General features: G+C 71.1%; 22 protein-coding genes. 13 read left to right on the forward strand and 9 right to left on the reverse strand.

The window, feature by feature from the left end:
• Nucleotides 1-20 precede the first annotated feature (20 nt).
• From BX283_RS29765 to BX283_RS29785, 5 genes are all read right to left on the reverse strand, one after another.
• A complete protein-coding gene (locus tag BX283_RS29765; RefSeq protein ID WP_101390544.1) occupies nucleotides 21-1,523 on the reverse strand; it encodes a glutamine synthetase family protein in 1,503 nt (500 codons plus the stop codon).
• Nucleotides 1,524-1,526: 3 nt separating this feature from the next.
• The gene (locus BX283_RS29770) at nucleotides 1,527-2,906 is read right to left on the reverse strand and encodes an amidase (protein ID WP_101390545.1); all 1,380 of its coding nucleotides are present in this window, start codon (nucleotides 2,904-2,906) and stop codon (nucleotides 1,527-1,529) included.
• A 33-nt stretch (nucleotides 2,907-2,939) separates the two neighbouring features.
• Nucleotides 2,940-4,862 carry a hypothetical protein gene (locus BX283_RS29775; RefSeq protein WP_101390546.1) on the reverse strand — a complete coding sequence of 641 codons (1,923 nt, stop codon included), beginning with the start codon at nucleotides 4,860-4,862 and terminating at the stop codon, nucleotides 2,940-2,942.
• Entirely contained in the window at nucleotides 4,859-5,209 is a 351-nt protein-coding gene (locus BX283_RS29780; protein ID WP_218976530.1) for a 4Fe-4S dicluster-binding protein, read from the reverse strand. Before BX283_RS29780 ends, BX283_RS29775 begins: the two co-directional genes overlap by 4 nt.
• 755 nt (nucleotides 5,210-5,964) lie before the next feature.
• On the reverse strand, nucleotides 5,965-6,897 hold the full coding sequence (locus BX283_RS29785; protein ID WP_101390547.1) for a sigma-70 family RNA polymerase sigma factor: 933 nt from the start codon (nucleotides 6,895-6,897) through the stop codon (nucleotides 5,965-5,967).
• Nucleotides 6,898-7,135: 238 nt separating this feature from the next.
• Between BX283_RS29785 and BX283_RS29790 the strand changes: the two genes are divergently transcribed.
• The 3 genes from BX283_RS29790 to BX283_RS29800 all read left to right on the forward strand — a co-directional run bounded on the left by BX283_RS29790 (nucleotide 7,136) and on the right by BX283_RS29800 (nucleotide 11,328).
• A complete protein-coding gene (locus BX283_RS29790) occupies nucleotides 7,136-9,325 on the forward strand; it encodes an MMPL family transporter (protein WP_101390548.1) in 2,190 nt (729 codons plus the stop codon).
• A 163-nt stretch (nucleotides 9,326-9,488) separates the two neighbouring features.
• A complete protein-coding gene (locus BX283_RS29795; RefSeq protein ID WP_101390549.1) occupies nucleotides 9,489-10,253 on the forward strand; it encodes an SDR family oxidoreductase in 765 nt (254 codons plus the stop codon).
• Between the two features lie 202 nt (nucleotides 10,254-10,455).
• Nucleotides 10,456-11,328 carry a sigma-70 family RNA polymerase sigma factor gene (locus BX283_RS29800; protein ID WP_101390550.1) on the forward strand — a complete coding sequence of 291 codons (873 nt, stop codon included), beginning with the start codon at nucleotides 10,456-10,458 and terminating at the stop codon, nucleotides 11,326-11,328.
• Between the two features lie 156 nt (nucleotides 11,329-11,484).
• Here BX283_RS29800 and BX283_RS29805 read toward each other — a convergent pair whose 3' ends face one another.
• The 3 genes from BX283_RS29805 to BX283_RS29815 all read right to left on the reverse strand — a co-directional run bounded on the left by BX283_RS29805 (nucleotide 11,485) and on the right by BX283_RS29815 (nucleotide 13,830).
• Nucleotides 11,485-12,213 (reverse strand): gamma-glutamyl-gamma-aminobutyrate hydrolase family protein, encoded by a 729-nt coding sequence (locus BX283_RS29805; protein WP_180357285.1) that lies wholly within the window; start codon nucleotides 12,211-12,213, stop codon nucleotides 11,485-11,487.
• A 42-nt stretch (nucleotides 12,214-12,255) separates the two neighbouring features.
• Nucleotides 12,256-13,083 carry an SDR family oxidoreductase gene (locus BX283_RS29810; protein WP_101390552.1) on the reverse strand — a complete coding sequence of 276 codons (828 nt, stop codon included), beginning with the start codon at nucleotides 13,081-13,083 and terminating at the stop codon, nucleotides 12,256-12,258.
• 291 nt (nucleotides 13,084-13,374) lie between these two features.
• Entirely contained in the window at nucleotides 13,375-13,830 is a 456-nt protein-coding gene (locus BX283_RS29815; protein WP_101390553.1) for a VOC family protein, read from the reverse strand.
• A gap of 502 nt (nucleotides 13,831-14,332) precedes the next feature.
• On the opposite strand from BX283_RS29815, the gene BX283_RS29820 reads away from it, so the two are divergent.
• The 10 genes from BX283_RS29820 (at nucleotide 14,333) to BX283_RS29865 (ending at nucleotide 25,074) form a co-directional block, all read left to right on the forward strand.
• Nucleotides 14,333-15,838, forward strand: coding sequence for an FAD-dependent monooxygenase (locus tag BX283_RS29820; protein WP_101390554.1), 1,506 nt, complete (start codon nucleotides 14,333-14,335; stop codon nucleotides 15,836-15,838).
• A 40-nt stretch (nucleotides 15,839-15,878) separates the two neighbouring features.
• Nucleotides 15,879-16,247, forward strand: a complete 369-nt coding sequence (locus BX283_RS29825; protein ID WP_101390555.1) for an antibiotic biosynthesis monooxygenase — start codon at nucleotides 15,879-15,881, stop codon at nucleotides 16,245-16,247.
• Between the two features lie 552 nt (nucleotides 16,248-16,799).
• The gene (locus BX283_RS29830) at nucleotides 16,800-17,855 is read left to right on the forward strand and encodes a ParB/RepB/Spo0J family partition protein (RefSeq protein WP_101390556.1); all 1,056 of its coding nucleotides are present in this window, start codon (nucleotides 16,800-16,802) and stop codon (nucleotides 17,853-17,855) included.
• Nucleotides 17,856-18,106: 251 nt separating this feature from the next.
• Complete coding sequence (locus BX283_RS29835; protein WP_101392647.1) at nucleotides 18,107-19,249, forward strand: inositol-3-phosphate synthase; 1,143 nt, start codon at nucleotides 18,107-18,109, stop codon at nucleotides 19,247-19,249.
• The gene (locus tag BX283_RS29840) at nucleotides 19,246-20,196 is read left to right on the forward strand and encodes an SCO3242 family prenyltransferase (protein ID WP_101390557.1); all 951 of its coding nucleotides are present in this window, start codon (nucleotides 19,246-19,248) and stop codon (nucleotides 20,194-20,196) included. Before BX283_RS29835 ends, BX283_RS29840 begins: the two co-directional genes overlap by 4 nt.
• Complete coding sequence (locus tag BX283_RS29845) at nucleotides 20,193-21,059, forward strand: sugar phosphate isomerase/epimerase (protein WP_101390558.1); 867 nt, start codon at nucleotides 20,193-20,195, stop codon at nucleotides 21,057-21,059. The genes BX283_RS29840 and BX283_RS29845 overlap by 4 nt, the downstream gene beginning before the upstream one ends.
• A 2-nt stretch (nucleotides 21,060-21,061) precedes the next feature.
• Nucleotides 21,062-21,670, forward strand: coding sequence for an EboA domain-containing protein (locus BX283_RS29850; protein WP_101390559.1), 609 nt, complete (start codon nucleotides 21,062-21,064; stop codon nucleotides 21,668-21,670).
• 2 nt (nucleotides 21,671-21,672) lie between these two features.
• Nucleotides 21,673-22,521, forward strand: a complete 849-nt coding sequence (locus tag BX283_RS29855; RefSeq protein ID WP_101390560.1) for a TatD family hydrolase — start codon at nucleotides 21,673-21,675, stop codon at nucleotides 22,519-22,521.
• Nucleotides 22,522-22,525: 4 nt separating this feature from the next.
• Nucleotides 22,526-23,695, forward strand: a complete 1,170-nt coding sequence (eboE, locus tag BX283_RS29860) for a metabolite traffic protein EboE (protein ID WP_101390561.1) — start codon at nucleotides 22,526-22,528, stop codon at nucleotides 23,693-23,695.
• Entirely contained in the window at nucleotides 23,692-25,074 is a 1,383-nt protein-coding gene (locus tag BX283_RS29865; protein WP_101390562.1) for a nucleotide pyrophosphatase/phosphodiesterase family protein, read from the forward strand. Before eboE ends, BX283_RS29865 begins: the two co-directional genes overlap by 4 nt.
• 86 nt (nucleotides 25,075-25,160) lie before the next feature.
• Here the strand turns inward: BX283_RS29865 and BX283_RS29870 are convergent, their stop codons facing one another.
• Nucleotides 25,161-26,243: a methyltransferase gene (locus tag BX283_RS29870; protein ID WP_101390563.1), complete on the reverse strand. Its 1,083-nt coding sequence runs from the start codon at nucleotides 26,241-26,243 to the stop codon at nucleotides 25,161-25,163.
• Nucleotides 26,244-26,426 lie beyond the last annotated feature (183 nt).

Here is a 26,426-nt window from a genome sequence, read left to right on the forward strand (position 1 = left end):
CAGGTGGTTCGGACGGGCCATCAGTAGGCCTCGAAGTATTCGCGCTGCTCCCACTCGGTGACCTGGCCCTCGGCGGGCCGCTCCTGGGCGCGCCAGGCCTCGAAGCGGGAGAACTCGCTCTCCTTGAGCTTGGCCAGGGTGGCGGCGAGCGGCTTGCCGAGCAGCTCGGCGCCCTGACCGGCCCGGAAGGCCTCCAGGGCCTCGCCGAGGTTCTGCGGCAGGGTCTCGTACGCGTCGTCGCCGCCGGCCGGGCGCGGGGCCGCGCCCACGGTGGCGGTGAGCCCGTCGAAGCCCGCGGAGAGCTGGGCGGCCAGGGCGAGGTACGGGTTGGCGGTGGGCTCGCCGGTCCGGTTCTCCACATGCGTCGCGGAGCCGCCGCCGACCACCCGGAGCATCACGCTGCGGTCCTCGTAGCTCCAGCCGATCCGGGTCGGCGAGAGCGAGAACTCCGAGCTGAGGCGGCGGTAGCCGTTGACCGTGGGCACGGAGAGCAGACACAGGTCGCGCGCGCGGGCCAGCAGGCCGTCGATGTACGCCTTGCCCTGGTCCGAGATGCCGCCGCCGTCGGCCGCGAAGATGTTGCGGCCGTTCGCGTCCATCACCGACTGGTGCAGGTGCCAGCCGCTCGGGTCGAAGCTGTCGACGCGCGGCAGCGACATGAAGGTGGCGTGGTAGCCCTGCCGGGTCGCGGTCTGCTTGACCAGGGTGCGGAACAGCAGCATCGCGTCGGCGGTGTCCAGCGCGTGCATCGGGTTGAAGGTCGTCTCGATCTGGCCCGGGCCCGACTCGTGCTCGATCGACCGCAGCGGCAGGCCGAGTTCGAGCAGCTTGAGGGCGAGCGGGCTGGTGAAGTGGGCGACCGAGTCGTAGTTGGAGTCCAGGTTGAACTGGTAGCCCGAGTTCACCGCCTCGACCTGGGGGGCCGCGCCCTGGAGGCCGAAGCCGTTGCCCGCGTTTCCGGGGGGACCGGGCAGCCGCTTGGTCAGGTACCACTCGACCTCCAGGCCAAGCACCGGCGTCAGGTCGCGGGCCGCGTACCGGGCGACGACCTGGCGCAGCACATTGCGCGCGGAGAGCGGGTGCGGGGAGCCGTCGCGCAGGTACTCGTCGCCGAGCACCCAGGCGGTGCGCGGCCCCTCGTGCGGCAGGAGCTGGAAGGTCAGCGGGTCCGGCACCAGGACGAAGCTGCCCGCGCCGGCGATCTCGTCGACGCCGACGCCCGGGTCGGAGAGGTAGTCGAGCGCGGCCGCGTGGCCGGTGTCGAAGATGAAGGGCCCCGAGCTGAAGTCCATGCCGTTGCGCAGGACCGAGCGGAACGCGTCGGCGGTGAGCGTCTTGGAGCGGGCCAGACCGTGCGGGTCGCCGAAGACCAGGCGGACGAGGTCGACCTCGTCGAGCGACGCCTCGATCTGCTCGGCGGCGGCGGCCTGTTCATCGGTCCAGAGGCCGAACTCGGTGACGAACGCGGGGCGTCCGACACCGCCCGACTCGGAGAAGGGGCGGGACCACGACCGGGAGAACATGGGTTACAGGATCCTTTCGGTTACTCGGTCCGGTGCGGCCGGCAGGGGCCCGAGGTCCGCCTCAAGGCGGCGTGCGGCTGACAGGACCAGATCGTCCGCCCCGAACGGGCCCACGAGTTGGAGCCCCACCGGGAGTCCGGCGTGGGTGAGCCCGGCCGGGAGCGAAACGGCCGGCTGGCCAGTCATATTGAAGGGATACGTGGCGGGTGTCCACGCCAGCCAGAGCAGGTCCTCCGGACGGCTCGCCCACTGGGGGCCGATCGCGTGGGGGTCGAACGGCTCGATGGGCACGGTGGCCATGGCGAGCAGGTCGTACCGGTCGAAGATCTCGTGCAGTCTGGTGCGCAGCGCGAGCCGCACCTCCTCGGCCCGCATCACGGTCGCGCCGCTGAGCGTGCGCCCGTGCCGGACGATCGCGAGGCGGCCCGGGTCGCACCACTCCTCGTCGGCGGGCGAGGTGGCGGCGGCGTCGCTGGCGGCGAGGATGTCGACGAGGGCCGGATACGGGTCGCGGAAGGGCACCTCGATGCGTTCGACGCGGTGGCCCTGCGCGCTGAGCGCGGGCAGCGCCTGCTCGCTGACCCGGCGGATCTCCGGCGAGGTGCCCGGGAACTCGATCCACCCGATCCGCAACGAGCGCCGCTGGCCGGGCACTTCGGCCGTGCCGAGCAGCGAGTCCGGGTCGCCCGGGTGCCCGCCGGTGATCACCGAGGCGAGCTCGATGACGTCCGGCACGGTCCGCGCGATCGGCCCCTGGTGGGAGAGCCGGTCGGCGCAGGCGGGCACATAGGGCACCTTGGCGAACGACGGCTTGTAGCCGACGACGCCGCAGAACGCCGCGGGGATGCGGATGGAGCCCGCGCCGTCGGTGCCGAGCGCGCCCGAGCCGAGGCCCGCCGCCACCGCGGCCGCGGCGCCGCCGCTGGAGCCGCCGGCGGAGAGCTCGGGGTCCCACGGGTTGCGGGTGGGCGGGGCCACCCGGCTCACCGTGGAGGCGCTCCAGCCGTACTCCGACGTCGTGGTCTTGCCCACCACGATGGCGCCGGCGGCCCGCAGTCGTGCGACCGAGGGCGCGTCCGCCCGGGCCCGCCGGTTCTCCAGGAGGGAGCCGCGGGCGGTGGGCAGGTCCCCGGTCTGGATGAGGTCCTTCACCGAGACGGTGATCCCGAGCAGCGGCTGCCGCTCGAACGCCGCCCGGCCCAGCTCGCGGATCCGGGCGTCGGCGAGCTCGGCCTCCCGTACGGCCTCGTCGCCCGCGACGGAGACGAACGCGCCGAGCTCGATGTCGGTCTTCTGGATCGCGGTGAGGACCGACTGGACGTGCTCGGCCGCGGTGAGCTCGCCCCGGGCGAGGAGCTCGCGTATGTCACCGATGGAGGTCAACGGATCTCCTTGCAAGGACAGGTGGGACGCCGGTCACGACACCGGCTGCGGCTGCTTGGCGTTCGCCGCGGCCTGGACCGACTTGAGGTGCCATTCGGAGTCGAAGGCGGTGACCTCGATGTCCTCGCCCGCGGCCACCAGCGCGGCGGCGGCGCTCATGGCGCTGGCGATGAACCCCGAGGTGCGGTGCGCGGCGAGCAGGTCGGACTCGTTGAACGGGGTGCCGTCGCAGCGCAGCAGACGCAGGTCCATGAACCCGTTGAACTTCTGGCCCATCACCTCGACCGCCTGGGGGCTGCGGATGCTGAAGCGCACCTTCGACGCCACATGGCCGTGGTGGTGCTGGTCGGAGTAGAAGGCGACGTCGGGGATGGTCGGCGGGATGAAGTGGTCGCGCTCCACCACCGCGGGCACCTTGGGCAGGTTCCCGGCGATGAAGTGCCAGGAGTTGTACTGCATCCGGGAGGACATCGCCCAGGCGTTGTCGGCCAGTTGCAGCACCGAGTCCTCGTAGTGGCGCTTGGCCGCCGGGGCGGGCACCACGCAGCAGAAGAAGTCGGTGATGTCCCACTTGGTGATCTCGGCGTAGCTCTGCTCCCGCAGGGCGCGCATGAGTTCGGGGATGGAGCGCATGCCCCGGCTCATCGCGAAGTCGGCCTCGAAGACGTCCGTCGCACCGGACACCGTCTCGTACACCAGGGCTTCGAGACCGGTGCCGAACTCGCCGTGCGGCCGGGCGAGCCAACCGGGGGACGCGGTGAGGCTCGCGCTCAGCTCCTCGAAGGTGGCGCCGGTGAGCGGCAGCCGGTCGCGCAGCCGCGCGACGAGCTCCGCCTCGCGCCGCTTCGACGCCTCGCCGTACGGCCCGGCCAGGCGCTCGATCTTGTGCATCAGCGCGCCGTGGATCTCGCGGTAGAGCTGGGCGTTGGGCAGGACGTGTCCGACGCGGCGCTCGCGCAGCGCCATGGCGAGGGAGTTCAGCGCCTCGACCCGGTGGGTGGGGGCGGCCGGGACCGGCTCGCCGCCGGGCACCGCGTTGTAGTTGCGGCGGGTGCGCTCCAGCATGAACGCCAGGTGGTCCAGGGTGAGCTGGGTGCCGTTGGCCTCCTCGATGCGGCCGGCGCCCGCCGAGCGCACGAGCAGGGTGAGGCAGACGACCAGCATCGCGTCGTGGTCGGACCAGCGCTCCATCTCGACGCCGAGCAGGCTGCTGAACGTCTCGCTGGGGTGGCCCGCCCACAGGGTCTTGCCGATGAGGTTGTTGCCCTCGCGGAAGTTGGTGTACAGCTTCCCCTCCTGGTGCAGGACGAAGGGGGCGGTCCGCAGCGCGGACTCCCGTACCGTCTCCAGGAGTTCGTCGCGGGCCTGGGTGCCGAGCGCCGCCAGCCACTGGCGGCAGTCGACGACCTGGTCGGCGTAGCGGGCGGCCGCGCGGTTGACCTCGCTCTCGTAGTCGAGCAGGTCCTGCGCCGACCACGGCACCTCGATCACGCCGTCGACGAGGTTCAGGTTCTCCTCGTCGGCGAGCGAGCCCTGGGAGGGGACGCGGATGACGATGCGGCCGGTGCTGGTCAGGCCCAGCTCGCCCAGGAACGCCGGGCGCTCCAGGGTGTCGCGCACCGGGGCGGCGAGGTCCTCCTCGCGCCACGAGATGCCGCAGAGCACCTTGAGCGCGGCCTCGTCCGCGGTGCGCAGCGCGCGCAACTGGACGTCGGCGGGGACATGGCCGTCCAGGGTGAGCAGGGCGGTCACCGCGGTCCGCAGGTCGGGGGCCTCGACGGCCCTCTCCCAGGCGCGCTTGAGGAGGGTGGGGAAACCGGCCTCCTCGTCCTTGACGCGGTCCGGCTTCGGCGTGGCGCCGGCCACCGCGCCCAGGCGGCTGGGCCGGCGGCTCTGCCGCTTCTTGGCGTTGATGGCCCGGCGCGAGGCGCCGTTGCGCTCGGCGAAACTGGTCATGACACACCCTCAGCGGTAAGCCCGATGTGGTTCCACATCTCGTCGGACGTCGGGGTCCAGTCCTCGTCCACGTAGATGCAGTCGACGGGGCACTCCAGGACGCACTTGGGGCAGCCCGAGCAGAGCTCGGGGATGATGACGACGTCGAGCCCGTTGTCGAAGATGGCGTTGAACTCGGGCGGGCAGGCACGCAGGCAGGTGTCGCAGGTGATGCACTCGGCCCGCTCGATGCGGCGCGGCGGCTTCTTCCACGTCTCGCTGCGGGTGCGTTCGGCGATCACCTTGTTGCGCCCGGATACCGAGCCTTCCACCTCGTCGAGTGAGTCGTCGGAAGTATTCGTGGGCATGTGGCCCCCCTCTTGTCCTGTATCGCTCGTGACCACGTAAGAGAGCATCAATAGCGGCGCCGCACCTGGGCGACGTCGGCCAGAATTACACGGAGGCCCGCTTCATGGGAATGGCGGGCGAGCGGTGTGCAGGCGCGGATCAAAACGTGTGGTGGATTCCTGCTGGAGGGAATCTTGAATCGCGCGGACTCTTGATAATCCCCGGTTCCGCAAGGGGACGCAATATGCTCAAGTCACCGCGCGGCGGCCGGGCGTACGGCGGGCGCAGGATCCCGCGAGGAGCCGGTTGACCTGCGGTAACCGGGAGATCTGGGCGAAGGGCGCGGGCGGCGGGGCCGGGCCGCGGCCGCCACACCGTACGAAGGTATACGGGAAGCGCGCCCGTGCAACCGCGGAAGTTTCGCAGTCGAACACCTTGCGCGCGCACCGCGATCTGTCAACTCCGTACGCGATTGCTTACTGGTGTCACCCTACCGTTTTCCGGGATTTGTGTCCGTTATCCCTGCCGTGCACATTCGGGTCCGGCCGGGGCTTTGGGCGAAGCAAAGGGAATCCCGTCGGGCGGGGGATTGACGGACGGGTGAAGGCGTTCTCGGGACGTCGATACAGGCGGCACGGGCGGCGCCGATACGGGATGCCGGGGCGGTCGATGTCGGTGCGGGCGACGACAGCGGCGCGCCACCGGGGCCGATGCCCGGTGGCGCGCCGCCCGTGATGCCGCTCGGTCGCCTCGTCCCCTCGCTCGCCTCGTCGCCTCAGTCGCCCAGGATCGTCAGATCGGTCCGGCTGAGCCGGTCGGGGGCCGCCCGCATGTCGATGCCGGTGATCCGCTCGTCCACGATCGTGAAGCCGAAGACGACCCGCGGCCGTCCGCGCGGCGCCCACACCGCGCCCACCGACCCGTCCACCAGCGCCAGTTGGGCGTACCGGGCCCGCCCCGAGAACGTCTTCGCCACCGAGTCCGCCCCCCGCACCTCCGTCGGCGCGCCCGCCGCCACCGCCTCCGGGTCGGCGTGCAGCACCACGTCCGGGGCGAGCATCGCGACCAGGGTGTCGAAGTCGCCGCCGCGCGAGGCGGAGAGGAAGGAGTCCACGATCCGCCGCCGCCGGTCCGGGGCGTCCGGCAGCGGGTCGACGCTCTGCACCCGCACCCGCGCCCGGCCCGCGAGCTCGCGGGCGGCCTGCGCGTCGGCGGCGCCGACGATCGGCGCGATCTCCTCGTACGGCAGCCCGAAGAGGTCGTGCAGGACGAACGCCATCCGCTCGGCCGGGTCCAGCGTCTCCAGGACCACCAGCAGCGCCAGGCCCACCGAGTCCGCCAGCAACTCCTCGTGGGCCGGGCCCATCCCGGCCAGCTCCGCCGCCAGCGCGTCGGGCACCGGGGCCGCCAGGTCGTCCGGTGCGCGGCGCGCGGCGGGCACCAGCGGCAGCAGGGGCGCGTCCGGCGAAACCGTTCTGCGCGAGCGCAGCCGGTCGAGGGAGACGTTCGCGACCACCGTCATCAGCCAGGCGGGCAGGCCCCGGACACCCTCGTCCGTGGCGTCGTCGCCGCTGTCGATGATCTGTAACCACGCTTCCTCGACGGCTTCATCGGCCTCGTTCAGCGTCCCCAGCATCCGGTACGCCACGGCCCGCAGATGCGGCCGGTTCTCCTCGAAACGCCGCGCCAGCCATTCGCCGTCGTCCATCGGTCACATTCCTCCGTCGCGCTCCGTCAGTGAGTGACGAACGCGTCACGGTCCTACCCTCTGGCCACGTTCCGTCATATCAGTGACGAACAAAACCCAGCTCATGTGACAGGAAGAGGTACCCCGATCGAGTCGAGGCGATCGGGTCGTACAGGGGAGGCCCCTCGAACAACCGGAGTTCGACCGAGCCCTGAGCGGCACACGAGCGCGCAGGACTCCCGACCCTTAGCGAGCAGTCATGACGACGCATCCTCCATCACCCAGGAAGTCCACCGAGGAGCCGCCGCCCCCATCCACGACTTCGTTCGCCCACAAGTACGCGAGGGCCGTCGCAGGCCGTCGCGCCAAGTGGGCCGTCCTCGTGCTGTGGGTGCTGCTCATCGGCGTGGGCGGATCCCTGGCGGCCAAGCTGGGCGACGTCCAGAACAACGAAGCCCAGACGTGGTTGCCGAAGAACGCGCAGGCGACGAAGGCGGTGAAGATCGCCGAGGACTACTTCGCGGACAAGGGCCGCCTCGGCGCGGTCGTCGTCTACGCGCGCGAAGACGGCCTCACCGACGCCGACTTGGCCAAGGTCAGCGGCGACCGCGACCGGTTCGTCACGGACAAGATCGCGGCGGCGGAGATCCCGCAGGTCACCGTGGCCTCCGACAAGAAGGCCGCGTTCCTCAGCGTGCCCATCAAGTCGGACAAGAGCGACAACAGCGTCCTCGGCGACGGTGTGAAGGACCTGCGCAAGGCGGCCCAGAAGAACGCGCCGGACGGCCTCGACGTCCGGATCACCGGCCCGGCCGGCAGCATCGCCGACTTCATCGATGTCTACTCCGGCATGGACGGCGCGCTGATGGGCGCCACGCTCGGACTCGTCGCGATCTTCCTGCTGTTCACCTACCGCAGCCCCATCCTCTGGTTGATCCCGCTCCTCTCGGTGGCTTTGGCCAGCCAGGTCGCCAGCGCCGTCGTCTATCTCCTGGCGAAACACGCCGGGCTGACGGTCAACGGGCAGAGCGCCTACGTACTGATCGTGCTGGTCCTGGGCGTCGGCACCGACTACGCGCTGCTGCTGATCGCCCGGTATCGCGAGGAACTGCACCGCCACGAGGACCGGCACGAGGCGATGGTCTACGCGCTGCAACGCTGCCTGCCCGCCATCACGGCGTCCGCGGCGACCGTCGGCATCGCCACGCTCTGCCTGGTGTTCGGCTCGATGAACTCCACCCGGGGCCTCGGCCCGGTCGTCGCCCTCGGCGTCGTCATCGTCTACTTCGCGATGACCACGCTGCTGCCCGCGTTCCTGGTGATCCTGGGCCGCTGGGTGTTCTGGCCGTTCACCCCGCGCTACTCGGCGGAGTACGTGGACGCGAGCGTCGAGAAGGAGCACGGCTTCTGGGCGAGGATCTCCGGCTTCGTGGGCCGCAGGCCGCGCCCGATCTGGATCGGCACGGTGATCGTCCTCGGGGCGCTGGCGTTCGGCGCGATGTCGCTGTCCACCGGGCAGACCCAGGCCGAGCAGTTCACCAAGAAGGTCGACTCGGTGGCGGGCCAGGAGCTGCTGTCCGACCACTTCCCGGCCGGCTCCTCGGCGCCCGCCGACGTCTACGTCAAGGACGCGGGCGCGGCCGCAGCTCTCACCACGGTCAAGGGCGTGGACGGCGTCACCAGTGCGACCAGCGTGGCGTCCAGGAACGGCTGGACGCACATCGAGTCCGTCCTCAAGAACGCGCCGGACACCCAGGCCGCCAAGCAGACGATCGACCGTATGCGCACCGCGCTGGACCGCAGCTCCGGCGAGGCCCAGGACGCGGTGGTCGGCGGCCAGACCGCGATCGCGCTCGACACCTCCGACGCCCAGGGCAAGGAGGAGAAGGTACTGATCCCGCTGATCCTCGCGGTGGTCCTGATCATGCTGATCATCCTGCTGCGGGCCCTGGTGGCGCCGCTGATGCTGCTGCTGTCGGTGGTGCTCTCGTACACCGCGGCCGTGGGAACCGCGGCGCTGCTGTTCCACGCGGTCGGGTATCCGCGGATCGACCGGGGGCTGCTGCTGTTCGGCTTCCTGTTCCTGGTCGCCCTCGGTGTCGACTACACGATCTTCCTGATGACCCGGGCCCGGGAGGAGGTCGGCAAGCGCGGCCACCGCGACGGCGTCCTGACCAGCCTCACCGTCACCGGCGGCGTGATCACCTCGGCGGGCCTCGTCCTCGCCGCCACCTTCAGCGTCCTCGCGGCGATTCCGACGGTGGCCTCGCTGCAGCAGGGCCTGCTCGTCGCGGTCGGCATCCTGCTGGACACGTTCATCGTCCGCAGCCTGCTGATCCCGGCGCTCGCCCTGGAGCTCGGCCCGAAGTTCTGGCGCCCGGGGCACCCCGAGCGCGACGAGGCGGACCTCCCGGTCAGGCCGCGCGCCGAATCGGCACGTCTGGGCTGACCTCGTACGCACGACAGGCGCACCTGCTCGTACGTGCGGTCCTCGATCGCGGGCGCGTCGCTTCCCGAGGGAGGCGACGCGCCCGTGGCGTGTCCGGAACCGCGGCGTCACACTTTCGCGGGCCGTCTCGTCAGTGTGGCGACACTTCAACCGAGGAGGAGCCATGACGTCGCCCATCCTGGTGACCGGCGGCACGGGCACGCTGGGACGACTGGTCGTCTCACGGCTGCGGGACGCCGGTGCCGACGTCCGGGTGCTCAGCAGGAAGAGCCGCCCGGACGAGAACGGCATCGCGTACGTGACCGGCGACCTGGCCAAGGACCAGGGCATCGGCCCCGCGGTCGAGGGCGTCCGGGCGCTCGTGCACTGCGCCAGCGACAAGAAGGGCGACGCCGACGCCACCCGCAACCTGGTCCGCGCGGCGGAGAAGGCGGGGGTCGCGCACGTCGTCTACATCTCCATCGTCGGCGTCGAGGACGTCTCGTTCGGCTACTTCAAGTCCAAGCTGGAGTCGGAGCGGGTGATCACCGAGTCCGGGCTGCCGTGGACGCTGCTGCGGGTCACCCAGTTCTACGACTTCATCCTCGACGGGGCCAGGAAGGCGCGGAAGCTGCCGCTGGTCCCGGTGCCCTCGGGCTTCAAGGTGCAGCCGATCGACCCCGAGGAGGTGGCGGTCCGGCTCGCCGAACTGGCCCTGGACAAGCCCGCCGGGCGCGTCCGCGACCTGGTGGGGCCGCAGGCCACGGACGCCGTAGCGATGATCCGCGCGTATCTGAAGGCCGTCCACAAGGGCTCCCCGGTGGTGCCGGTGTGGATGCCCGGCATCGGGAAGATCCGCTCCGGCGGGCTGCTGCCGAAGGGCCCGAGGGACGGGTACGACACGGCCCGGGTGACCTGGGAGGACTTCCTGGCCGCCAAGCTCGGCTGACGGCCGGGAACCCTGTCCCGGACGGCCGGGCGGCGTCCGGGACGGGGAACGGGAACACCAACAGGAACACCAACGGGAAGACAATTTCGTAGGAAATATCCGAACTGGATACCGAACATCCAAGATGTGAACTTAATGTGACTTGTCCCATAGGCTGGGCTTCGCGGTACGTGACGACGAGCCCGGTGGAGGAATGTGACCGATGGACGAGACCGAACGGCTGGCGGAGCGCTTCGAGGCGTACCGCCCCCATCTGCGGGCCGTCGCCTACCGGATGCTGGGCTCGCTGAGCGAGGCCGAGGACGCCGTGCAGGAGTCCTGGTTCCGGCTCAGCCGCTCGGACGTGAGCGCGGTCGAGAACCTGGGCGGCTGGCTGACCACGGTCGTCGCCCGCGTCTGCCTGGACATGCTGCGCTCGCGCGAGTCGCGGCGCGAGGACCTGCTGGGCGAGCGGCCACCGCCCGTCCACCACGGCGTACATGAGAGCGCCGACCCCGAACAGGAGGCGGTGCTCGTCGACTCGGTCGGCCCGGCGCTGCTCGTGGTGCTCGACACGCTCTCGCCCGCGGAGCGGCTCGCCTTCGTGCTGCACGACATGTTCGCCGTCCCCTTCGACGACATCGCCCCGGTCGTGGGGCGCTCCACCATCGCCACCCGGCAGCTCGCCAGCCGGGCGCGCCGCCGGGTCGCGGGCGCCGAGGCCGCGCCCGCCGCCGACCGCGGGCGCCAGCGGCAGATCGTCGACGCCTTCCTGGCCGCCTCGCGCGCCGGCCGGTTCGACGAACTGCTCGCCCTGCTCGACCCGGAGGTCGTGGTCCGTGTCGACGGCGCCGCCCTGGCGATGGGCGCGAGCGGCGCCCTGGGTGCCCAGGCGGTCGCCAAGACCTTCTCGGGCCGGGCCCAAGTTGCACAGCTCGCGCTGGTGGACGGGGCTCCGGGCATGGTCTGGGCGCCGAACGGCAGCGTGAAGGTGGTCTTCGACTTCATCGTCGTGGACGGGCGGATCGCCGCGATCGACATGCTCGCCGACCCCGGGCAACTGGACGAAATGGACGTGAAGGTGCTCGCGGAGTAACCGGCCAACCCCCGGACGGAGTACGGAAACCGGGAACGTCCCCTGTTTCGGTGGCGCCGGAACACCCTTCCATGCAACACCAAGAGGCGCAGCGCGGCCATCGGGCCGTGCTGCGCCTCTGTCATTCCTTGAGCGGATCCCGACCGGTGCGGAGCCTCAGCCGCGCCGTACCGACATCCGCTGGCGCGCCGCCTCCGCGAGCGCGATGAACGGGCTGTCGTCGTCGGACTCCTCGGCGTGCCACTGCACCCCGACCGCGAACGGGTGGTCGTTGACCTCGATGGCCTCCACCGTCCCGTCCTCGGACCAGGCGGTCACCGTCAGGCCCTCGCCGACCTCGTCGATGACCTGGTGGTGGTGGCAGGGCACGACGTCCTTGGCGAGGAACTTGGCGAGATGGCTGCCCGGTTCGAGGCGCACCTTCTGCTGGCCGTACTCCTTCCCGCCGGGGGAGTGGTTGTCGTGGCCGACGATCTCCGGAAGGTGCTGGTGGAGGGTGCCGCCGCGCAGGATGTTCATCAGCTGCTCGCCCCGGCAGATGCCGAGCGTGGGCAGGTCGGAGGCCAACGCGGCTTCCAGCAGGGCCAGTTCGTGCCGGTCGCGGACCTTGTCGTTCCAGCCGGTCTTCTCGTGCTTCTCCTGGCCGTAGAGCTCCGGGTCCGCGTCCGGACCGGCCAGCATGAGCAGGCCGTCGAGCCCGTCGACGGCCTGCTCGATCCCGGGCTGCGGAGCCAGCAGAACCGGTATGCAACCGGCGTCGGCGACCTTCTGGACGAACGTCTGGGGGACGAACGTCGCGTCCATCTCGAAGATCGCGAATTTGATCTGGGTCACGACGGCCGTGATGCCGATGATGGGCCGGCGGGTGCGGTCCAGCGAGTTCAAGGTCTCATTGACGGCGGAATGCACAGTGCACCTCACAAAGTGTCAGAGCTGGGGTACGGGGCGGAGCTCCGCCTCGTGGTGGGTGATCCACTCGGCGTACGTGTAGGCCGGCCGGCCGGTGACGACGTCGACGGTGGGAAGCACGGGTGCGACCTCCCCCTGCGTGTCCCGGCGCCGGTCGAGGATCTGGTCGGCCACGTACCCCGAGAGGTACTTGACCATCTGCTCGCGGACGCGTTCGCGCGGCACTTCCTGGAAGCGGGTGGGGATGCCGAGCGCGGCACCGATCATGCGCACCCGCTCCTGCGGGCTGAGCGACTGGGGTCCGGTGATCGAATGGATCACTCCGGATTCCGCCGCGAGCAGGGACTTCACCGCGACCGCCGCGATGTCGCGCTCATGGATCGGCGCCATCGCGGAACTTCCGTACACACCGTGCACCACTCCGTCTTTGGCGATCTGGGGTATCCAGAGGAGATCGTTGGACATGAACGCGCTCGGCCGCAGGAACGTCCACGACATTCCCGACTCGACGACTGCCTTCTCGCACGCGATGTGCGGCTCTTCGGCAGCATAGGTGACCGCCTCCGAAGACAGCATGACGACATGTTGCACCCCGGCTCGCGCGATGGCGTCGACGGCTCCCTGGAGCCGGCCGAACACCGGCCAGAGGTAGAGGCGTTCGACCCCGCGCAGTGCGGCGGTCAGGGTTTCGGGCCGGCTCAGGTCGGCCGCCAGGACCTCCACTTCGCCCGGCAGGGCGCACGTGGACGGGTCGCGTGCGATGGCCCGCACCTGCTCCCCCGATTTCAGCAGCTCGTCGACGATGTTTCTGCCGACGTTCCCGGTCGCGCCGGTTACCAAGATCATGTCTTCTCCCGTGGTCAAGGGGGGACTGACGGATGGCTTGCATTTTTGCGAAGGCGACACGAAACGGGCACGGGAAATCCGGGCAGGGCGGAACCCGGCACGGGAATTGCGGGCGGTGGACAAAAGCGGTCAGCGGGCGGCCGGGCGGCGGGCGCCGGGAATAAGTGACTGACCGGTAAGTAATGGGATTATGAAAGAAAAGTTCCGCAGGGAAGCGTCGGCCATGAGGCAGCGGTGCCTCATGGCCGACGGTGGAGCGAGGTGGAGCGGGGCGGGTGCGGGGGAGTGCGGTTACTTGACCTTGCTCTCCGAAAGGTTGATCCGCCAGGAGACCCCGAACTGGTCGTTGACCCAGGCGAACTTGGCGCTGAAGCCGTAGGTGCCGACCGGCATGATCACCTCACCCTTCTCGGAGAGGCCCGCGAAGACCCGGTCGAACTCCTCGTCCGAGTCGCACTGGATGTACACCGCCATCGCGGGAGAGAACGCGTAAGTGTCCCAGGGGGCGTGGTCGGAGCCCCGGGCGCCGTCCGGCGGAATGTTGATGCACATGAACTGCTGGCCGGCGATGGTGAAGACCGCGTGCTGCAGGGTCCCCTCCGTCCAGCCGGGCTCCCCGGCGCGGGCCCGGATGGTGTTGATCACCTCGGAGTCGTCGAAGAGGGACGTATAGAACGTCACTGCCTCCTCGGCATCCCGCGGGAACGCCAGAAAAACGGTGAGCTTCTGCGTGACTGCGGAGGACATCGTGGCTCTCCTTATTAAGTCTGGTGTTCTGCGTGGATCACCTTTCCAACATCCATTTCGCCGAGTCAAGAGGGCAACCGCGGAAAGTCGATGTCGAGCGGAGGGTTGGATCTTGGCGCCACGTCGGCTATCTGGAATGAGCCGTTACGGTCTCCTGAATGCTTCATTCCTATTCCAGTTTTTTGATCCTTTCCGGAGGGCGGAAAAGGATCACTCGAAGGATCTCTCGAATAATTCAATAAGGCTTGCCTAAGTGGCCGGGAGTCCACTTCTTGAAAAGATCATGAAAATCAGCAGGACTCATTCCCCTTGACGCCCCTGATCGCCGGGTTGCAGACTTCTTCGGCGGCCCGAAAGGTCTTTTCCCGAGCCGTTGAGCATGATCACATTCAACGCTCCGTTTTCGAGCTCGATAGGCCGCTGAGCGGCATCGAGAAGCGTTGCGAGTTCATTCCTGAAGTGCTGAATTCGATCTCGCATATCTCATCCAGGAGGGCGAAAAATGGGAACTGGCGTGATCATTGCCGGTGCCGGACCGGTCGGGCTGATGCTGGCCGGCGAACTCCGGCTGAACGGCGTCGACGTCGTTGTCTACGAGCAGAGAGCCACTCCGAGCGGCGAGTCGCGCGGGGTGGGCTTCACCCGGCGCGCTGCCGAGGTGTTCCACCAAAGGGGGCTGCTGGCCCGTTTCGGGGACATCGAGATCGGCAACGAGGGCCACTTCGGTGGCGTGCGCATCGACTTCACCGCCCTGGAGGACAACCACTTCGGCATCCGCGGAGTGCCCCAGTACCGCATCGAGGAGATCCTGGAGGCGTGGGTCACCGACCTCGGCGTGGACGTGCGCCGCGGCTACGAGGTGGTCGACTACCGGGAAGGGTCCGACGACATCACGGTGGTGGTGGAGGGGCCGGACGGCCGTGCGGAGCACGCCGCCCAGTACCTGGTGGGCTGTGACGGCGGGCGCTCCAGGATCCGCAAGCTGGCCGGCATCGAGTTCCCCGGCCGCGAGGCCACCCGGGGCATGTACGTGGCCGACGTCGTGGACCGCCCCGACATCAAGCCGCGCGTCATCGGCGAGCGGGTCGACGGCGGCATGGTGATGGCGATCCGGCTGGAGGAGGGGGTGACCCGGATCATCATCCATCCGGCGAAGCTCACGCCCCGCGACAACAGCAAGCTGACGTTCAGCGAGATCGCGGACTCCTGGCAGGAGCTCACCGGGCAGTCGCTGCACGGCGCCGAGACCAAGTGGGTCAGCGCGTTCACCAACGCCACACGCCAGGCCGCCGAGTACCGGCGCGGCCGGGTCCTGCTCTCCGGCGACTCCACCCACATCCACATCCCGGCCGGCGCCCAGGGGCTGAGCGTCGGCGTCCAGGACGCGGTGAACCTCGGCTGGAAGCTGGCCGCCACCGTCAACGGCTGGGCGCCCGAGGGCCTGCTCGACACGTACCAGAGCGAACGGCACCCGGTGGGCGAGAAGTTGCTGCGCAACACCCTCGCCCAGGCCTCCCTCTATCTCACCGGCGACGAGATGGAGCCGATGCGCCAGGTGATGCGCGAGCTGGTGCAGTCGCCCGACGCGGCGCGGCGCCTGGCCGGGCACGTCAGCGGGCTCGGCATCCGCTACGACATGGGCGGCGCCACCGGCCACCCGCTGCTCGGGCTGCGCATGCCCGACCGCGAGGTCAAACTCGGCGACGGCTCCACCACCCGGGTCTCCCAGCTGCTGCACCCGGCGCGCGGCGTCCTCGTCGTCGCGGACGGCAGCACCGAGGCGGCCCGGCTCGCCGCCGGCTGGTCCGACCGCATCGACATCGTCACCGACGCGAACTGGTCGGACCGGGTGGACATCGTCCCGGACGGCTGGGTTCCGGCGGACACTGCCGAGGGGACGACGCCGGACGCCGTCCTCATCCGTCCCGACGGGCACGTCGCCTGGGTCTCCCCGGACGGCGGCGAACTGCTCGACGCGCTCGTGCGCTGGTTCGGCTCGCCGCGCTGACCCACGGCCCGCCCGTCCCGTCCGACCCGCAGGAGGTCCCGTGATCGAATTCGTGGAGGCCGACGAGACCACTCCTTATGTACGGCAGCTCCAGGAGCGGACCGGCCCGGTCGTGCTCGTCAACACCTTCACCGTCCCGGAGGGCAAGGCCGAGGAGTTCCTGGCGCTCTGGCGCGAGGACGCCGCATACTTCACGCGGCAGCCCGGCTTCGTCTCCACGCAGATGCACCGGGGCATCGCCGGCAGCCGGATCCTGGTGAACGTCGCGGTCTGGCAGTCCGCCGCCCATCTGGCGGCCGCGCACAACAACCCCGACTTCCACCCGGGTGGTGAGGGCTACCCGGAGGGGTGCACGGTCTCGCCCCATCTGTACGAGAAAGTCGCGGTCGACGGTATCTGCGCCGCCTGACCCTTCGCAGGCCCGGGGCCCGTCACGCCGGTGTGACAGGTTCCGGGTCTGTTCTCGGCCAATAAACCGGCCAACTTCACGCCAGTGGGGTGAAGTTGGTCCACCGCCTCGCGCCGGAAGTGCGACCGGCGGTTACCCCGGCGGTGGGCGACGGCCCGGGGAGCATCACGAGTGCGAACCCGATCAACCGGGCGGAATGTGTGATTCCGGCAGCTCCTCTGACGTTGCCGAACGTCCGGCCCCCCTCGGTGGGCCGATCCCCATGACTGTTCACCTTCGACGGTACAGAAGGTTGTCCGCGCTTGACGGAACCTGAACTTCCGCTCTGACGGCCCGACGTTTGCCCTCGTACAGCAGTGCGGTACGCACCGCTCCGGGGGCCCTTAGGGCTGCCCTGCGGGCGGCTCGCGCGCGCGTGAACACCCTTGTCCTGTACGGGAATCCGGGCCTCGCGAACCGGCTCCAGGGTGGTTGACAAGGCTTCTCCGGTCGCCTTTCATTTCGCACACCGGAAGTGGATTCCGGTTCCGATTCATTGCGAGGGGGCGCAAAGTGAGTCTGGCCGAGCAATCGATTGACGATCAGTTACTGAAGATCCACGCGGCGGACCTCGACGAGGTCGTGACCTCCATGGTCTGGATCGAGTCGCATCCCGCCGGTGAAGTACGCATCGACTCCCTGGTCTTCGAGGACTCGCCCCGTCTCGGCGGCGCGGACGAGGACCACGTCCGCGTGCTCGCCGAGGCCGGCGACTCGCTGCCGCCGATCACCGTCCACCGTTCGTCGATGCGCGTCATCGACGGCACCCACCGGGTGCGCGCCGCGCTCCTCAACGGCCGCACCACCATCCAGGCCCGGATGGTCGACTGCGACGAGGGCGCCGCATACGTCCTCGCGGTCAAGGCCAACGTCACCCACGGTCTGCCGCTGTCGCGGTCCGACCGCTCGGTGGCCGCCGCGCGCATCATCATGACCCATCCGCAGTGGTCGGACCGGGCGGTCGCGGCCGCCGTCGGCCTCTCCGACAAGACCATTTCCCGGATCCGGTCCCGCTCCTCGGCGGACGCTCCGCAGTCGAACGCGCGCCTGGGCCGCGACGGCCGCCTGCGCCCGCTGGACAGCGGATACCGCCGCCAGCAGGCCGCCGCGATGATCCAGGAGCGGCCCAACGCGGGGCTGCGGGAGGTGGCCCGGGCGACCGGCCTCTCCCCGGCCACCGTGCGCGACGTGCGCCAGCGCATCGACCGGGGCGAGGACCCCGTGCCGGGCCGCTACCGCACGGCCGCGGGCCAGAGTCCGGCGCCGGGCACCCCCGTGGTGCCCCGCCAGACGCAGCGCGCGGTGAGCGCCCGCAGCGAGCGCCGGGAGGTGTCGGTCGACCGGCAGAAGCTGCTGGCCAAGCTGAGCGAGGACCCCTCGCTGCGGCTCAACGAGGCGGGCCGGCGCACCCTGCGCTGGCTCCACCACTACACGGTGGACGGCGAGGGCATGGAGAGCCTGGGCCGCGGTCTGCCCGGTCACTGGGCGCCCGAGGTCGCCGACCTTGCGCGCAGCTGCGCGGCCGCCTGGCAGACCCTTGCCGAGCAGCTCCAGCAGCGGGCCGAGTGAACCGGCCGGGCGCCGGCCGTGACAGCGCCGGTGAGCGCTGACCACCGCGCACAAGTGAAGAGCGAGAAGGCAGGAGTGCTGGTCGCGGGCCCGACGCCCGCGCCAGCACTCCGCCCGTTCACCCGTGCAACTGCGGCACACCCGCATCCGTCCACCGACCGGCGGATCATCGATACGTTCGAACAGCTGCCCAACCAGCCGCCACTTCCGTCAGGTTGGAAAGGCTTCAACGCGCTGACGTAACCAGGAGGCTGTCCGTGTCCCCTTACGCAGATACCAGCGACCACGGCCCCCGGACGGGGGTCTGGTTCATCGGAGCCCGCGGCTCCGTAGCTACCACGGCGGTCGCCGGATGCGCCGCCGTCACCGCCGGGCTCCAGCCCGCCACCGGCATGGTCACCGAGACCCCCGACTTCGCCGGCAGCGGCCTTCCCGACCTGTCGACCTTCGTCTTCGGCGGCCACGACGTGGCCAGCAGCCCGCTGCCCAAGCGGGCCGAGGAACTCGCCGCCGGGGGCGTGCTCCCGCACGGCCTGCCCGCCGCCGTGCGCGCCGAACTCGCCGCCGCCGACGAGGAGATACGCATGGGCGGCCCGCTGCCCGGCGACACCCGCGACGACGAGGAGCTGATCGCCGCCTTCGCGGCCGACATCACCGGCTTCGCCCGCCGTACCGGAGTCGCCCGCACCGTCGTCGTCAACGTCTCCTCGACCGAGCCAGCGCCCACCGCGGGCGACACCCGGCTGCCCGCCTCCTCGCTGTACGCGGCGGCCGCGCTGCGCGCCGGGTGCGCGTACGTCAACTTCACCCCGTCGACCGGCCTGCGCCACCCGGACCTGGAGGCCGCCGCCGACGCGGCCGGCGTCCCGTACGCGGGCCGCGACGGCAAGACCGGCCAGACCCTGCTGCGCGCGGTGCTCGCCCCGATGTTCCGCCAGCGCGCCCTGGCCGTACGGGCGTGGTCCGGCAGCAATCTGCTCGGCGGCGGGGACGGGGCGTCGCTCGCCGACCCGGCCGCCGCGGCGGCCAAGAACGCGGGCAAGAACCGCGTGCTGGAGGACACCCTCGGCACGCTGCCCGAGGGCGAGGTGCACATCGACGACGTACCGGCGCTCGGCGACTGGAAGACCGCCTGGGACCACATCGTCTTCGAGGGCTTCCTCGGCTCGCGGATGGTGCTCCAGACCATCTGGCAGGGCTGCGACTCGGCGCTCGCCGCGCCGCTCGTCCTCGACCTGGCCCGGCTCACCGCCCGCGCCCACGAGGCCGGGCTGACCGGCCCGCGCCCGGAGCTGGGCTTCTACTTCAAGGACCCGGACGGCGGCTCCTCGGCGCTGGCCGAGCAGTACGGGGTGCTGCTGTCGTTCGCCGAGCGGCTGCGGGAGGCCCGGTGAAGCCGGTCCTGCGCGACTGGGCCGAACTCCTGCGCGTCTCGGCCCTGTTCACCGTTCCCGGCGACGCCCTCGCGGGGGCGGCGGCCGCCGGGCTGCGCCCCAACCGGCGCACCGCGCTCGCCGTGGGCTCCTCCCTCTGCCTGTACGAGGCGGGGATGGCCCTGAACGACTGGGCGGACCGCGAGGAGGACGCCGTGGACCGCCCGCACCGACCGATCCCGTCCGGCCGGGTCAAGCCGGCCGCGGCCCTGGCGGCGGCGGCCGCCCTCACCGGCGCGGGCCTGGCGCTCGCCTACCGCGCGGGCCGCCCGGCGGGTCTGGTGGCGACGGCGCTCGCGGGCACGGTGTGGGCGTACGACCTGCGCCTGAAGCACACGGCGGCGGGCCCGGCGGCGATGGCCGCGGCCCGCTCCCTGGACCTCCTCCTGGGCGCGACGGCCACGACCGGCAGGGTGACCAAGCACCCCCTGCTGCCGGCGACGGCCCTGGGCGCGCACACGTACGCGGTGACGACGGTGTCGCGGAACGAGACGCAGGGGGGCGCGGCGGGCGCACCACTGGCCGCGCTGGGGCTGACCACCGCGCTGGGTGCCCTCGCCGGTCGTCCCGACCAGTCGGGGCCGGGCGGTCGGCGGGGAGGCGCGGGTGGGCACAACGCGACCGCGGCCCGCAGCCGGGTCCTGGGCGGAGCCGCGGTCGCGCCACGTGACCTGGCGCGAGCGGCCCTCGCCGCCGTCTACGTGGGCACCGCCGCCAAGCCCTACTTCCACGCCACCCTCAACCCGTCGCCGCAGCTCACCCAACGCGCGGTCGGCGGCGGCATCAAGGCCATGATCCCGCTCCAGGCGGCGCTCGCGGCGAGGGCCGGATCCCTGCGTACCGCCGTCGCCCTGACCGGCCTGATCCCCGTGGCCCGCAAGCTCGCACGAAAGGTCAGCCCCACATGAGCCTCCGCCTCGGCTACGGCACCAACGGCCTCACCGACCTCCGCCTCGACGACGCCCTGGGGCTCCTCGCGGACCTCGGCTACGAGGGCGTCGGGCTGACCCTCGACCACATGCACCTCGACCCGCTCGCCCCCGAACTCCCCGCCCGCACCCGCCGCGTGGCCCGGCGGCTCGGCGAGCTCGGCCTCGGCGTGACCGTGGAGACCGGCGCCCGGTACGTACTGGACCCGAGGCGCAAGCACGGCCCGTCCCTCCTCGACCCGGACCCCGACGCCCGCGCCCGCCGCACCGGCCTGCTCGTCACGGCCGTCCGCGTCGCCGCCGACCTCGGCGCGCACGCCGTGCACTGCTTCAGCGGCATCACGCCCGAGGGCACCGACGAGGACACCGCCTGGAAGCTGCTGGGGGAGGCCCTCGCCCCGGTCCTGGACGCGGCCGCGGACGCCGGTGTTCCGCTCGCGATCGAGCCCGAGCCCGGCCATCTCCTCGCCACCCTCGCCGACTTCCACCGGCTGCGCGAGCAGCTGGGCGACCCGGAACCGCTCGGGCTGACCCTCGACATCGGCCACTGCCAGTGCCTGGAGCCGCAGTCGCCCGCGGAGTGCGTACGCGCCGCCGCGCCCTGGCTGCGGCACGTCCAGATCGAGGACATGCGGCGCGGGGTGCACGAGCATCTGCCGTTCGGGGACGGCGAGATCGACTTCCCGCCCGTCCTGGAGGCGCTGGCCGCCACCGGATATGACGGTCTGACCGTCGTCGAGCTGCCCCGCCACTCCCACGCGGGCCCCGAACAGGCCCGCCGTTCCCTGGAGTTCCTGCGCCCGCTGACCGCCGGTGCCGCCCCGGCCCTGAAGGGAGCCTAACCGTGATATCTCGTGCGGAACTCGACGCCCGCTTGGGCGGCGCCGCCCGTGCCTGGCTCGACGAGGCGCTCGCCGAGGCGGCGCACACCGCCGCCCGCCCGGTCACCGGATACGGCACCCCGCCCTGGGAGCTGCGCTTCGCCTCGGCCGGGCGCCACCTCGGCGCCGACGCCGTGGACGACGCCCGCGTCCTGCTGCTGCGCACCGCCCGCGTGGACGCGGCCACCGCGACCCGGATCTACCAGCAGGGCACCGCCGCCGAGCGCCGCGCCGTCCTGCTCGCGCTGCCGGACCTCGGCCTCGACGCGGCGGCCGGGGTGCCGCTGGTCGAGGACGCGCTGCGGGCCAACGACACCCGCCTGGTGGCGGCGGCCGTCGGCCCCTACGCCGCGGCCCACCTGGACCCGCACGCCTGGCGGCACGCCGTACTGAAGTGCCTGTTCACCGGCGTGCCCGTGGACGCCGTCGCCTCCTTGCGGGAGCGCGCCCACGGCGACGGCGAACTCGCCCGGATGCTCGGCGACTACGCGAAGGAACGTACCGCCGCCGCCCGCCCCGTCCCCGACGACCTGCACCGCGTACTGGCCCTCACCGGGGCCGAGGAGTCCTGACCATGCGCATCTTCGACCCGCACATCCATATGACGTCCCGCACCACCGACGACTACGAGGCCATGTACGCGGCGGGCGTGCGCGCGGTCGTCGAGCCCGCGTTCTGGCTGGGCCAGCCCCGTACCTCGCCCGCGAGCTTCTTCGACTACTTCGACGCGCTCCTTGGCTGGGAGCCGTTCCGGGCCGCGCAGTACGGCATAGCCCACCACTGCACGATCGCCCTCAACCCCAAGGAGGCGAACGACCCGCGCTGCACGCCCGTCCTCGACGAGCTGCCGCGCTATCTGGTCAAGGACGGCGTGGTGGCGGTCGGCGAGATCGGGTACGACTCGATGACGCCCGCCGAGGACCACGCGCTCGCCGTCCAGCTCCAGCTCGCCGCCGAGCACGGCCTGCCCGCGATGGTGCACACCCCGCACCGCGACAAGCTCACCGGTCTGCGCCGCACGATCGACGTCGTACGGGAGTCGGCGCTCGCCACCGACCGGGTGCTGCTCGACCACCTCAACGAGACGACGGTGCGCGAGGCCAAGGACAGCGGCGCCTGGCTCGGCTTCTCGGTCTATCCGGACACCAAAATGGACGAGGACCGGATGGTCGCCATTCTGGACGAGTACGGTCCGGAGAAGGTGCTGGTCAACTCGGCCGCGGACTGGGGCAAGAGCGATCCGCTGAAGACCCGCAAGGTCGCCGACGCCATGCTGAAGGCCGGGTTCGACGAGGACGCGGTGGATCTGGTGCTGTGGCGCAACCCGGTCGCCTTCTACGGGCTGAGCGGCCGTCTCGACCTGGACCTGACCGCGCCCGAGGCGCTGCACGAGGGCAACTCCATCCTGCGCGGCGGCGAGTGAGCCCATGCGACTGCGCCACTTCGACGGCTCCACGGTCCACCTCGCGTACTGCACCAACGTCCACCCCGCCGAGACCCTCGACGGCGTCCTAGCCCAGCTGCGCGACCACTGCGAGCCGGTGCGCGAGCGCCTGGGCACCGACCGGCTCGGCATCGGCCTGTGGCTGGCCAGGGGAGCGGCCGAGGAGCTGAGCGCCGATCCGGCCGCGCTGCGCGGGCTGCGCGCCGAGCTCGACGGACGCGGCCTGGAGGTCGTCACCCTCAACGGCTTCCCGTACGAGGGATTCGGCGCCGAGGAGGTCAAGTACCGCGTCTACAAGCCGGACTGGACCGATCCGGAACGCCTGGAGCACACCGCCGACCTGGCCCGGCTGCTCGCCGCGCTGCTCCCCGACGACGTCACCGAGGGCACCATCTCCACCCTGCCGCTCGCCTGGCGCACCGGCTTCGACGCGGCGGCGCGCCAGGCGGCGCACTCCGCACTGCGCACGCTGGCGGGGCGCCTGGACGCACTGGAGGAGGAGACCGGCAAGTCGATCCGGATCGGCCTGGAGCCGGAGCCCGGCTGCACGGTCGAGACCACCGCCGACGCCATCGCCCCGCTCACCGCGATCGGCTCGCCGCGCATCGGCATCTGCGTCGACACCTGCCATCTGGCCACCTCCTTCGAGGACCCGGCGCAGGCGCTCGACGCGCTGCACGCCGCCGGGGTCGCGATCCCCAAGGTCCAGCTGTCGGCCGCGCTGCACGCCGAGCGGCCGGACCGGCCCGAAGTCCGCGCCGCGCTCGCCGAGTTCGCCGAGCCGCGCTTCCTGCACCAGACCCGCACCAGGAACGGCGCCGGGCTCCTGGGCACCGACGACCTCGGCGAGGCCCTGGCCCAGGGGGCCCTGCCGGACACCGCGCCCTGGCGCGCGCACTTCCACGTACCGCTGCACGCGCGGCCCGCGGCGCCGCTGACCTCCACGCTGCCCGTGCTGCGCGAGGCCCTGGCGGGCCTGGTCGGCGGCCCGGTCGCGCACACCCGCCATCTGGAGGTCGAGACGTACACCTGGCAGGCCCTGCCCGCCGAGCTGCGCCCGCGCGACCGGGACCAGCTCGCCGACGGCATCGCCGCCGAACTCACCCTCGCCCGGGACCTGTTGACCGACCTCGGCCTCAAGGAACTGCCATGACCGACGCCCCCACCCCGCTCCTCGTCCTGGACGTCGTCGGGCTGACCCCGAAGCTCCTGGAGCACATGCCGCGCCTGAAGGCGCTCGCGGGCTCCGGCTCCAAGGCGCGGCTCGGCACGGTGCTCCCGGCCGTGACCTGCGCGGCCCAGTCGACGTTCCTGACCGGCACGCTCCCCGCCGAGCACGGCATCGTGGGCAACGGCTGGTACTTCCGCGACCTCGGCGACGTCCTCCTGTGGCGCCAGCACAACGGCCTGGTCGAGGGCGACAAGCTGTGGGACGCGGCCCGCCGCGCCCACCCGGGCTACACCGTCGCGAACATCTGCTGGTGGTACGCGATGGGCGCGGACACCGACATCACGGTCACCCCGCGTCCCGTCTACTACGCCGACGGCCGCAAGGAGCCCGACTGCTACACCCGGCCGCCGGCGCTCCACGACGAACTCCACGACAAGTTCGGCACGTTCCCCCTCTTCAACTTCTGGGGACCCGGCGCCGACATCGTCTCCTCCCAGTGGATCGTCGACGCCACCCGCCACATCCTGGCGACCCGCGCCCCCGACCTGGCGCTGTGCTATCTGCCGCACCTGGACTACGACTTGCAGCGGTTCGGGCCCGACGACCCGCGCTCCTACCGGGCGGCCGCCGACCTCGACGCGGCCATGGGGCCGCTGCTCGACGACGCTCAGGCGGCGGGCCGCACGGTCGTGGCCCTGTCGGAGTACGGCATCACGCGCGTCAGCCGGCCCGTGGACATCAACCGCGCCCTGCGCCGCGCCGGACTGCTGGAAGTCCACACCCAGGACGGCATGGAGTACCTGGACCCGATGGCGTCCCGCGCCTTCGCGGTGGCCGACCACCAGCTCGCGCACATCTATGTGCGCAGGCCCGAGGACCTGGACGCCACCCGCGCGGCCCTCGCGGACGTGGCGGGCATCGACCAGCTCCTCGACGACGAGGGCAAGAAGAGCTTCGGCCTCGACCACCCGCGCGCGGGCGAACTGGTCGCGGTCGCGGAGTCGGACGCCTGGTTCACGTACTACTACTGGCTCGACGACGACCGCGCCCCCGACTTCGCCCAGCTCGTCGAGATCCACCGCAAGCCCGGCTACGACCCGGTCGAGCTGTTCATGGACCCGCTCGACCCGTATGTGAAGGTCAAGGCCGCGAAGGCGCTGGCGCGCAAGAAGCTGGGGATGCGCTACCGGATGGCGGTCGTGCCGCTCGACCCGTCGCCGGTGCGGGGCAGCCACGGACGGCTCCCCGACGACCCGCGGGACGGGCCGCTGCTGCTGTGCTCGGATCCGGACGCGGTGGGCGACGCGGTGGAGGCCACCGAGGTGAAGGGGCTGCTGCTGAGGCTGGCGGGGCTGGAGTAGTCCGCCGCCGTACTTGGTGTACGAGGAAGCTCCTGGCGGAACGATCCGCCAGGAGCTTCCTCGTACGTACGTGAGGCGAGGCCGGATCAGACCGGGCGCGCCTCGACGATGGAGACGCCCGCGGCGGTCTGCACGATGCGGTCCAGCTCGAAGCCGGTGGCGCGCAGGATCTCCGAGTACTGGCGGGCGGTGCGCTCCTTGCCGCCGACCAGGATCATCAGCCACAGGTCGACCAGCTTGGCGGGGTGCGCCGCGTTGCCCTCCGGAGGCACGAATTCCATGACGAGGAGACGGCCGTCGGGGCTGATTGCCTCACGGGCGTTCTTGAGGATCTCCAGCGCCTTCGGCTCCGGCCATTCATGCAGAATGTGCTTCAGCAGATAGGCGTCCGCACCGGCCGGCAGCGGACCGAAGAGATCGCCCTTGTCGATCTCGACCCGGTCGACCACGCCCTCTTCGGTGAGAAACGCGTCGGCGCCGAGCTCGTCCGCCCGGGAATCGAAGAGGATGCCCTTCGACGAGGGCGTCTTCTTGAGGATCGCGGACAGCAGACCGCCGCGGCCGCCGAAGACGTCGACGAGCGTCTTGTACTTGGAGAAGTCGTACGCGGCGAGAATGGGCTCGGTCTCCATATTCGAGAGCGTGCCCATACCGTTGAGGAAGATCTCGGCGAATTCCGGGTTCTGGCCCAGGTACTCGTACGCGTGCATGCCGCGGTTCTTCTCGAGGCTCGGCTGACCGGTGCGCACGGTGTGGATGAGCGCACCCCAGTCCTCCCAGCTCGCGGGGTGACCTGTCAACAGCGCCATGTCGCGCATCGACATCGGCGTGCCGGTGCGCAGCGCGTTCGCCATCGGCGTCAGCTTGAAGCGGCCGTCGCTCTGCTCGCTGAATATCCGGTAGCTGGCGAGGGCGCGCAGCAGCCGGTGGACCGCGTCGGGGTCGGCCTCGATCCGCTTGGCGATCTCCTCCGAGGACAACGGGCCGTCGGCGAGCTGGTCGGCGATCTTCAGCTCGGCCGCCACGTAGATCGCCTGGGACACCCAGGCGCCCTGGGCCAGTTCGAGGACGGCGATCGGCGCGGGCACCAGCAGCTGGGCGAAGCGCTGCACCCGCGCGCGGAACCCTTCGACGATGCGGACGACTCGGGCGGGCGGAATCGGGGGCATGCGTATCCTCCATCGGCGGTTGCGCAGCGGTATCAAGAGTCTCAATTACCGGGATACCGGAAACTATGGGCGTCGCCCGGCAGACTCTAGAGCCGAGCCCGGCGGCGAACAACCACTCAACGCGCGAAATCCCGCCCCTGGTTGGCCGAAATTCGGCGCGAGTTCGGCACCAGTGAATTCCGA

It is taken from the genome of Streptomyces sp. TLI_146 (assembly GCF_002846415.1).
Classification (GTDB): domain Bacteria; phylum Actinomycetota; class Actinomycetes; order Streptomycetales; family Streptomycetaceae; genus Streptomyces.

What these genes read in the sequence shown, in the direction of transcription:
- BX283_RS29855 (WP_101390560.1), top strand. Translation starts at nt 21,673, where the DNA reads ATGCGCATCTTCGACCCGCACATCCATATGACGTCCCGCACCACCGAC.
- BX283_RS29820 (WP_101390554.1), top strand. Translation starts at nt 14,333, where the DNA reads ATGGGAACTGGCGTGATCATTGCCGGTGCCGGACCGGTCGGGCTGATG.
- BX283_RS29800 (WP_101390550.1), top strand. Translation starts at nt 10,456, where the DNA reads ATGGACGAGACCGAACGGCTGGCGGAGCGCTTCGAGGCGTACCGCCCC.
- BX283_RS29795 (WP_101390549.1), top strand. Translation starts at nt 9,489, where the DNA reads ATGACGTCGCCCATCCTGGTGACCGGCGGCACGGGCACGCTGGGACGA.
- BX283_RS29845 (WP_101390558.1), top strand. Translation starts at nt 20,193, where the DNA reads ATGAGCCTCCGCCTCGGCTACGGCACCAACGGCCTCACCGACCTCCGC.
- BX283_RS29815 (WP_101390553.1), bottom strand. Translation starts at nt 13,830, where the DNA reads ATGTCCTCCGCAGTCACGCAGAAGCTCACCGTTTTTCTGGCGTTCCCG.
- BX283_RS29810 (WP_101390552.1), bottom strand. Translation starts at nt 13,083, where the DNA reads ATGATCTTGGTAACCGGCGCGACCGGGAACGTCGGCAGAAACATCGTC.
- BX283_RS29775 (WP_101390546.1), bottom strand. Translation starts at nt 4,862, where the DNA reads ATGACCAGTTTCGCCGAGCGCAACGGCGCCTCGCGCCGGGCCATCAAC.
- BX283_RS29780 (WP_218976530.1), bottom strand. Translation starts at nt 5,209, where the DNA reads ATGCCCACGAATACTTCCGACGACTCACTCGACGAGGTGGAAGGCTCG.
- BX283_RS29790 (WP_101390548.1), top strand. Translation starts at nt 7,136, where the DNA reads ATGACGACGCATCCTCCATCACCCAGGAAGTCCACCGAGGAGCCGCCG.
- BX283_RS29865 (WP_101390562.1), top strand. Translation starts at nt 23,692, where the DNA reads ATGACCGACGCCCCCACCCCGCTCCTCGTCCTGGACGTCGTCGGGCTG.
- eboE (WP_101390561.1), top strand. Translation starts at nt 22,526, where the DNA reads ATGCGACTGCGCCACTTCGACGGCTCCACGGTCCACCTCGCGTACTGC.
- BX283_RS29785 (WP_101390547.1), bottom strand. Translation starts at nt 6,897, where the DNA reads ATGGACGACGGCGAATGGCTGGCGCGGCGTTTCGAGGAGAACCGGCCG.
- BX283_RS29765 (WP_101390544.1), bottom strand. Translation starts at nt 1,523, where the DNA reads ATGTTCTCCCGGTCGTGGTCCCGCCCCTTCTCCGAGTCGGGCGGTGTC.
- BX283_RS29870 (WP_101390563.1), bottom strand. Translation starts at nt 26,243, where the DNA reads ATGCCCCCGATTCCGCCCGCCCGAGTCGTCCGCATCGTCGAAGGGTTC.